This window comes from Candidatus Electronema sp. TJ, from assembly GCF_048287355.1.
GTDB lineage: Bacteria > Desulfobacterota > Desulfobulbia > Desulfobulbales > Desulfobulbaceae > Electronema.
Genome location: NZ_JBLWEP010000109.1, coordinates 1 through 8,117, shown reverse-complemented (window position 1 = coordinate 8,117; position 8,117 = coordinate 1). Strand labels below are relative to the sequence as shown.

Genomic DNA, 8,117 nt, shown 5'->3' with positions numbered 1-8,117 from the left:
GCGTTTCTTCTGCAGCTGGATTTTCAGCGCCTTTTTTTTGAGCCAGGAAGCAAGGTCCTGCCGGATGACACCGAGCATGCGGGAAATGCCCCTCTAATGCTCGGTCGTTCATGACAAGCACCGATTATTTCTTCCTTCTTCTTTTCGCTGCGATGCAGCGCCGCACGTTTGTTGCAGTCTTTGCACCAATGCCGCTGCCGACCTTGAGCATTATGCCCGTTTTTCACGATGCTCACGCTGTCCAGCAGCGGCATCGGCGGGTGATGATTTCTTGTATCCTCTCCCTGTACTAACTCATCACTTGCTATTTAGCCACTACCTTTTCATGAACTCGCAACACGACTCTTCATTGTCCGCTGCAATCTCAATTTGAGAGCATCACTTGCTAGTTGACCACCACCCTTTTTTAAGAGTGGCACATTAGGTAGGCGTTTATTATTTTTTTGACAATCCCGCCCGCCGGTGCTAAACCCCATGCTGTAGGTTTGATTATGAACTCGAAATTTGCCCATCCATGCCCGTTTACGACCGCAGCAAGCTGAACGAGCTGCTCCGCGAGATCAGCGGCGGCGCGCCGTGCCCGGCCCTGCTGCTTTTCGGCGAACGCTCGCTCTGCCAGCAGGCTGCTGAGCAGGTCTGCACGGCCCTCTGCGCCAAGGGCGGCACGGTGCACACCATTGACGGCGACAGCGAAGACCACGGCAGCACCTTGGCCAAGTTGCGCAGCTTCAGCCTGCTCGGCGGCAGGCAGGTTTTCCGGGTCAATGGCAGCAGGCTTTTTCTTTCCAAAAATGTCGCCGAGGCAATCTGGAAAAAAGCGGTCAAAGCCTGGGAGGAGGGCAGTGCGGACAAGGCGGGGCGGCAGCTCCGGGCCATGCTTGCCGCCGCTGGATTGGACAGCGCGGACGATCCCGGCAGCCTGAGCGAGGAGCAGTGGAAAAAATGCTTCGGCTTTGCCAAGCCCGCAGGCAATCTGAGCTGGACTGGCACGGTGCTCGGCCAGATGGAGGCGGCCAAATCCGGCCTTGCTGCCGGAGACGCGGGCGAGCTGCTGCTGGCGGCCTTGGAAAGCGGTCTGCCCAAAAACAACACGCTGCTTCTGCTGGCCGAAGAGCTGGACAAACGCAAGAAGCTGTACAAATCCTTCAGCGCGAAATTCGCTGTGCTTGATTTGAGCGTGGACACAGGCTCATCTTCGCAGGCGAAAAAAGAGCAGGAGGCTGTGCTGCGCGAGCAGATCGGCAAGACGCTGCAAGCATTCGGTAAAACGCTGGACAAGGGCGTGATTGAGCAGCTACTGGAGCGGGTCGGTTTCCATCCAGCGGCGGCGGTGATGGAGACGGAGAAGCTGGCTCTTTCGGTCGGCGACGCACCTCGGATCACGCTGGACGATCTCAACCGCATGGTGGGCCGCACCCGCGAAGAGGCCGTTTTTGAGCTGACTGAGGCGGTGGGCAATAAAAATTTGGAAAAAGCTCTGTTCATTGCAGGCCGCCTGCAAGAAAACGGCATCCACGGCTTGGCGGTACTGGCAACCCTGCGCAATTACGTTCGCAGCCTGCTCCTTTTCCGTTCGTTGCTGGAGCAGGAGCAATATCACTGGCGGTCCAGCATGGCTGCCAATGTTTTTCAGGAGCAGTGCCTGCCGCTGCTGAAGGCCAATCCGCGCTGGCAGAGCGAGCTGTCCGGCCATCCCTTTGCGTTGTATATGAAATTCAAGACCGCCGCCGGATTTCCGCTGCCGCTGCTGCGGGACTGGATGCAGCTCCTGCTCGCCGCTGACCGGCGGCTGAAAGGCTCGCCCATCGCTGCCGACACTGTGGTGCAGCACACGGTGCTGGCCATGATGATAAGGCGATGATAATCCGCCCTCTTCGTGAAAGGGAACTTGCAAAATTAAAATCGGGCATTATACAATACAAGAAGGAACCAGCGTTTTTCCTGTTCCGGCAGGCCCCTGCGCGCGGGGCCAAGCAGCCGGGGCGCAAATTCAGCACAGCGGTCAGCAGCAGCATGAGTACAACCACTTATTCGGGAACCAAGGAAGAAACCTTGCTCAAAGACCGGGAGAAGCTCCAAGAGCCTCCCTTCTACAAGGTTCTTCTGCACAACGACGACTATACGACCATGGATTTTGTGGTCATGATACTGGAGATGATTTTCGGCAAAAGCACGGAGGAAGCCACTGCGATCATGCTCAATGTCCATCATCAGGGGTGTGGCGTGGCCGGTATTTACACCCGTGAAATCGGTGAAACTAAGGTCGCGGAAGTGCATCAACTGGCCCGGCAGAATGAGTACCCGTTGCGATGCTCCTTGGAGCGGGCCTGAGCAGCCGCGCATGACTCTGAACGTAAAATTTTCACATAGAAGGCGGCCATCATGTTAAGCAGAAAATTGGAGCTGGCCCTTATCAAGGCCATAAAAGAAGCGAAAGCGAAGAAGCATGAGTATGTGACCGTCGAGCACATGCTCTGGGGTCTGCTGCATGACGACATGACCTCCCAGATTATTGAGAAATGCGGCGGCAGCAATGAATCGCTGAAAGAGCGGCTGGAGGAGTTCCTTTCCGCAGGCATTCCCTTGCTTCAGACCGGCAAGGCCGAGCCGTCCCAGACCGTGGCCTTCAACCGCGTCCTTCAGCGGGCGGTAAATCATGTTCAGAGCGCGGGCAAGCGCGAGGTGGACACCGGCGACGTGCTGGTCTCGATTTTTGCCGAGCCGGACTCGCACGCCGTGTATTTCCTCGGCAGCGAGGGCGTGGGCCGGATGGAAGTGATGGAGTATCTTTCCCACCACATGGCTGAAAGCAGTGCGCCGAAAAATAATCCGCTGCCTATGGCCCGGCAGGCTGATCAGCCCGACAGCCCGGCCAAGGAGCAAAAAAAGAAGGCTGAGGGCGAGGATCCGCTGGAGCTTTATACGGTCAACTTTGCGGTGCTGGCGGCCAGCGGCAAGATTGATCCGCTCATCGGCAGGGGCAAGGAGCTGGAGCGGATGATGCAGGTGCTCTGCCGCCGCCGCAAGAATAACCCGCTGTTAGTCGGTGAACCGGGCGTGGGTAAGACCGCCATTGCTGAGGGCTTGGCTCTGCGCATTCACGAAGATGCCGTGACCCGCAAAAGCGAAACGCCCGATCCGGCCAAATTCGTTCCGGCTTTGCTGCAAGACACGACCATCTACATGCTCGACATGGGGGCATTGGTCGCTGGCACCAAGTACCGGGGCGATTTCGAGAAGCGGCTGAAGGCGGTGGTCAACACGGTTGAAAAAATGGAACGGGCCATCCTTTTTATTGACGAAATGCACACCATTGTTGGCGCAGGCGCGACCAGCGGCGGCTCAATGGATGCCTCCAATCTCCTCAAGCCCGCGCTCCAGTCGGGCAGCCTGCGCTGCATCGGCTCGACGACCTATGAGGAGTACAAGAACCACATTGAGAAAGACCGCGCCCTGTCGCGCCGCTTTCAGAAAATTGATGTGGAGGAGCCGTCGGTGGAGGACACCTGCGCCATTCTGCGCGGCCTCCAGCCCCGCTACGAGCAGCACCATCAGCTTACCTATTCGGAGGAGGCGATTTCCGCCGCCGCCGAGCTGGCCAACCGCTACATCAATGACCGCTTCCTGCCAGACAAGGCCATTGATGTGATGGACGAGGTGGGCGCGTCCATGCGCCTGGCCGGAAAAACCGGCTCGGTTGTCACGTTGGCCGATGTAGAGGCCATCGTCGGCAAGATGGCACGGGTGCCGGTGGTTTCCAAGGTCAATAATCAGACCGAAGGCCTGCGCCATTTGGAGCTCGACCTGAAGTCGGTGATTTTCGGCCAGGATGAGGCTATTATTGAAGTGGTGCGGGCGGTGAAGCGGGCGCGTGCAGGCTTGGGCAACCCCAACGCTCCTGCCGGTTCCTTCCTCTTTGCCGGGCCTACCGGCGTGGGCAAAACCGAGGTCGCCCGCCAGCTTGCTCAGTCGCTCTCCGTCCATTTTGAGCGGATTGATATGAGCGAGTACATGGAGAAGCACGCGGTTTCGCGGCTGATCGGTGCGCCTCCCGGCTACGTCGGCTTTGAGCAGGGTGGCCTGCTCACCGACGCGATCCGCAAGCACCCGCACACCGTGCTGCTGCTGGACGAAATCGAAAAGGCGCATCCGGATGTCTTTTCGATCCTGCTTCAGGTTATGGATCACTCCACCCTGACCGACAACAGCGGCAGGCGGGCGGATTTTCGCAACGTGATCCTGATCATGACCACCAACGCGGGCGCAAGGGAGATGACCGAGCGCACCATCGGCTTCACCGGCGACTCCAAGGGCAAGGAGCAGAAAGCCTTGAAAAATCTCTTCTCGCCGGAGTTCCGCAACCGTTTGGACAGCATCATCACCTTCCATCCGCTCCAGCTTGTGGCGGTGGAACGCATCGTCGGCAAGATGATTCACGAGCTGGAAAGCCAGCTTGCTGATAAAAATGTGACCATCAGCCTGACCACGGCGGCCCGCAAGCATTTGGCCGAGCAGGGCTACGATCCAGCCTTTGGCGCACGGCCTATGCGCCGCCTGATCATGAAGGAGATCGGCGACGTGCTCACCGAGGAAATTCTCTTCGGTAAACTGAGCAAGGGCGGCAAGGTGCAGGTCGGGTGCAGCAAAGGAAAAGTTACCTTCGAGTATTCCTGAACCGTTCGGCAGGCTGCCCTCAGTTCTCCGCAGCCTGCCGTTTTTCCTTCCTGAGTTGACAAGACTGTGTTTGTGGATGTAAAACAGTGCAGCCGGAAAAACGGAAGCCGTTCATGTGTTTCCTGCCTAAAAATCATTTGAAATTTGAATAGGTGTTCTTATGCGTCTGATGACGAGAATCAAAGCTGCGGTCTTGGTCGCCCTGCTCCTCTTTCTGCCCTGCGCGACCTTGGCGGCGAAAGCCATGCCCAATTTTCTCCTTCCCTCCGCCGTTGATGAGAAAAAAATCAGCAGCGACGAATTCAAGGATAAGGTGCTCTTAGTGACTTTTTTTGCCACGTGGTGCCCACCCTGCCGGGAGGAGATTCCTGAGTTCATCGGTCTACAGAAGGAGCTGAGCGAACGGGGTTTCTCTGTCTTGGGCATTTCCGTGGATGAGGGCGGCAGTAAGATCGTCAACAAACTGATTGAACAGACGAAAATCAATTATCCTGTGGTCATGGCTGATGAGTCTGTGCTGAACGGCTTCGGCGGTATCTCCGGTGTTCCCACCTCTTTTTTAGTCAACCGGAAAGGCAACGTGGTGAAAAGCTATCCCGGTTATGTGGCCCATGCCGTGTTGCGGCAGGACATTGACGAACTGCTGGCCGAACAAAGCGGGGCAAAGTAATTTTTCTTCTGAAAAATAGATAGTTAATAATGTCGATTTGGCTTTTTGTTGACAAAAAGTTGGGAACAAATTAAAATTTGTCTTAACTTATTTAGGACGGCATCTGTTCTGTCCTATAACGAACCATTTTTGAAGGAGAAAATTCTTATGAAGAAGACCGTTGCAGCAGTTATGGTTGCAGCTTTTGTTGCCGCCGCCGCCGTTGCCTTTGCCGCTAAGAGCGAAAATTGCAAGGTTGATGCAGTTGAAGGTGATAAAGTAACCATGACCTGCGAGAAAACCGAGCTGAAAGCTGGGACCGAAGTGAAAGTTCAGCCGAAGTCTGAAAAGAAGGTTGAGGGCTGCTGAAACACGGTCAGGCAGTTTTCTGTCGAGTGAAAAGCCAGTGACGGGAAGTAGTGTGTCACTGGCTTTTTTTATTGAGAATTTCTGAATAGAATTTAAGACAGATGCAGGCCATGCTTCTGGCAGCTGGGCTGGGCACCCGGCTGCGGCCTTATACCCTTGTCCGCCCGAAGCCGCTTTTTCCAATTTGCAACCGACCGTTGTTGCATATTTTATTCGACAAACTGGCTGTAGCGGGCTGCGGGACAACTGTGGTCAACTGCCATCATCTGGCTGGACAAATCGTTGCGGCTGCAGCGGAAAGGCCGGAGGTGATTGTGCAGCGTGAGGAGGAGGTGCTGGGCACTGGCGGCGGGCTGCGCAAGGCGATGGAAAATTTCGCTGACGGCCCGGTGCTGGTGATGAACGGTGACATATATCACGACATTAGTCTAAGCGGCCTGCTATTGGCTCATGCCGCTGGCGGTCGCGCCGTGACCTTGGCCTTGCACGACTGCCCCCGCTTCAACACGGTGCGGGTGCGTGGTGAGCGGGTCTGCGGCTTCGGGCCGACTCAGGCAGGCGAGACATTGCTGGCTTTCACCGGTCTGCATGTTGTTGAGCGAGAGGTGCTTGCCCGAATTCCTGCCCAAGGCTTTTTTCATATCATCGACCTCTATGAATATCTGGCGCAGGCTAGGCAAGTCGGCTGCGTCCGGGTGGACGGCTGCTTCTGGCAGGACATCGGCACTCTGGCGGACTACCTTGACCTGCATCGCCGCCTGCTGGCGGAAAGAATCCCTGCTTGGGAAATAAGTACACAGACAGAGGTAGGCGAGGGGGCTATTTTCAATAGTTGGGGTGCGGTAGGTGCGGGCGCGGTGATTGGCGCAGGAGCACAGCTTACCCGATGTATTGTTTGGGAAAACGCTGCCGTCCCGTCTGGCGTGGAACTGGCGGATCAGATTGTCATGCCCTGCTGCTGAGTCATTTTTGCTCAATTCCGCTGGGAGCGGTGAGTAAAAATGACTCGCACAGATGTGAACAATAAGTATTCTCATTTTGTATTCATGATGACTATCTGACAGGGCATCCATGAGGAATCATAAATGAACTTTCTGCATCTGTGTTATTTTAGATTCTTGGCACAGTTCTTGCAAGAGCTGTAGAGAGGTCAGGCCGCTGCGTCAGGACCAGTTCTATATCAGGGCCTCCTCCAGAAGAACTGCCAGATGCACGGTTTTGACCTCTTTTTTTCCTAATCGGGCCTGATGTTGCATCAGGCAACCGGAACAGGCCGTCGTGATGCAATCGGGCTTTCTTGCAAGGGCTTGAGCAGCGCAGCTGGCAAAAATACTCGCCGAGCTGTCCGGGTAAACCATATCAAACAATCCCCCTTGTCCGCAGCAGAGCGGGCTTTCCTCTGGTTCCAGCACAACACATCCAGCTAGTCGGAGCAGACGGCGCGGAGCACTCATCCCGTCTGGCAGAAAGCGGAGATGGCAGGGGTCATGATAAAAAACACGCAGGCCGCAGGCAGACTCCGCTGGCGGCAATGTCTCGCTGAAGAACGCACTGAACTCCCTCACCCGGTCGGCCAAGGTTTGCGCCTGTAGTCGCTGCGGATCATTTTCAGCGAACAACGACGGCAGGGCGAGCAGATGCGCTGCGCAGGACGAGCAGGAGGCGAGCACCGGCCCTGTAGTTTTGGCAAAGGCGGAGATGTTGCACCGGGCCAGTTCTCTGGCCAAATCCAGCCTGCCTGCGCTCCAAGCCGCCAAGCCGCAACAGCCTTGCCCAGCTGGAATCTGCACGCTGATGCCGCAGCGGCGCAGAAGGTGCTTAACAGCAGCGGCAATGGACGGCTGTAAATGGCGGGCGAAGCAGCCGGTGAAGTAATTGATGTGCGCGGCTAGGCTGGACGTGGCCGGGTTGTTATCCTGCTCCAGCGGCGCGGGCCGCTCCTCCAGCAGGGCCAAGCGTAAGCGCAGGCCAGAATCCGCAGGCAGGGCCAAGATCCGCCGGAGGCTTATGCCCGCTCGTACCAAGCCGTCGAGCAGGACAGGGCGTGCAAGGATAGTGCAGACAGCCGCTTTTTGGAGGCTGGTCGGGTAGAGCAGCGGCAGGCGGCTTCGGGTCTCTATGATCAGCTGGGTGATCGGCAGTCTGCGCGGGCAAACCTGCTCGCAGGCCCCGCAGAGCAGGCAGCGGGAAAAAATATCGGCGAAGAGGACGGACGGCGGTCCGGGGCGAACAGCCAGCAGGTGCATCCGGCCTCTGGCAGTGAAGATCTCACGGCCTTCGGCGCGGCAGACTGGGCAGACTGGGACGCATGCGCCGCATTTGGCGCAACTCGCATCAGCTATATTGCCTTTCTTCAATCTGTTAGCTCTCACCCAAGTTGTGACCTCTGCTGTTCACGGAAAAGTTTCTTGCGTATGCCGGGCGG

8 protein-coding genes are annotated in these 8,117 nt (G+C 56.8%); 6 read left to right on the top strand and 2 right to left on the bottom strand.

The window, feature by feature from the left end; genetic code table 11:
* Positions 1-23: 23 nt before the first annotated feature.
* Positions 24-254 carry a transposase-like zinc-binding domain-containing protein gene (locus tag ACNKID_RS08665; protein ID WP_417913037.1) on the bottom strand — a complete coding sequence of 77 codons (231 nt, stop codon included), beginning with the start codon at positions 252-254 and terminating at the stop codon, positions 24-26.
* A 260-nt stretch (positions 255-514) separates the two neighbouring features.
* Here ACNKID_RS08665 and holA point away from each other — a divergent pair, with 260 nt between their 5' ends.
* The 6 genes from holA to ACNKID_RS08635 all read left to right on the top strand — a co-directional run bounded on the left by holA (position 515) and on the right by ACNKID_RS08635 (position 6,654).
* On the top strand, positions 515-1,861 hold the full coding sequence (holA, locus tag ACNKID_RS08660) for a DNA polymerase III subunit delta (RefSeq protein ID WP_417913036.1): 1,347 nt from the start codon (positions 515-517) through the stop codon (positions 1,859-1,861).
* Positions 1,862-2,013: 152 nt separating this feature from the next.
* Complete coding sequence (gene clpS / locus ACNKID_RS08655) at positions 2,014-2,331, top strand: ATP-dependent Clp protease adapter ClpS (protein ID WP_417913035.1); 318 nt, start codon at positions 2,014-2,016, stop codon at positions 2,329-2,331.
* A 51-nt stretch (positions 2,332-2,382) separates the two neighbouring features.
* Complete coding sequence (gene clpA / locus ACNKID_RS08650; RefSeq protein WP_417913034.1) at positions 2,383-4,674, top strand: ATP-dependent Clp protease ATP-binding subunit ClpA; 2,292 nt, start codon at positions 2,383-2,385, stop codon at positions 4,672-4,674.
* A 169-nt stretch (positions 4,675-4,843) separates the two neighbouring features.
* On the top strand, positions 4,844-5,344 hold the full coding sequence (locus ACNKID_RS08645) for a TlpA family protein disulfide reductase (protein ID WP_417913033.1): 501 nt from the start codon (positions 4,844-4,846) through the stop codon (positions 5,342-5,344).
* A gap of 147 nt (positions 5,345-5,491) precedes the next feature.
* A complete protein-coding gene (gene extJ, locus ACNKID_RS08640; protein ID WP_417913032.1) occupies positions 5,492-5,692 on the top strand; it encodes a selenite/tellurite reduction operon protein ExtJ in 201 nt (66 codons plus the stop codon).
* Positions 5,693-5,802: 110 nt separating this feature from the next.
* On the top strand, positions 5,803-6,654 hold the full coding sequence (locus ACNKID_RS08635) for a nucleotidyltransferase family protein (RefSeq protein WP_417913031.1): 852 nt from the start codon (positions 5,803-5,805) through the stop codon (positions 6,652-6,654).
* A gap of 213 nt (positions 6,655-6,867) precedes the next feature.
* Here ACNKID_RS08635 and ACNKID_RS08630 read toward each other — a convergent pair whose 3' ends face one another.
* On the bottom strand, positions 6,868-8,049 hold the full coding sequence (locus ACNKID_RS08630; protein WP_417913030.1) for a (Fe-S)-binding protein: 1,182 nt from the start codon (positions 8,047-8,049) through the stop codon (positions 6,868-6,870).
* Positions 8,050-8,117 lie beyond the last annotated feature (68 nt).

Excerpts from the sequence above, each read along its gene's own strand:
- ACNKID_RS08665 (WP_417913037.1), bottom strand. The coding sequence starts at position 254 with ATGCCGCTGCTGGACAGCGTGAGCATCGTGAAAAACGGGCATAATGCT.
- holA (WP_417913036.1), top strand. The coding sequence starts at position 515 with ATGCCCGTTTACGACCGCAGCAAGCTGAACGAGCTGCTCCGCGAGATC.
- clpS (WP_417913035.1), top strand. The coding sequence starts at position 2,014 with ATGAGTACAACCACTTATTCGGGAACCAAGGAAGAAACCTTGCTCAAA.
- clpA (WP_417913034.1), top strand. The coding sequence starts at position 2,383 with ATGTTAAGCAGAAAATTGGAGCTGGCCCTTATCAAGGCCATAAAAGAA.
- ACNKID_RS08645 (WP_417913033.1), top strand. The coding sequence starts at position 4,844 with ATGACGAGAATCAAAGCTGCGGTCTTGGTCGCCCTGCTCCTCTTTCTG.
- extJ (WP_417913032.1), top strand. The coding sequence starts at position 5,492 with ATGAAGAAGACCGTTGCAGCAGTTATGGTTGCAGCTTTTGTTGCCGCC.
- ACNKID_RS08635 (WP_417913031.1), top strand. The coding sequence starts at position 5,803 with ATGCTTCTGGCAGCTGGGCTGGGCACCCGGCTGCGGCCTTATACCCTT.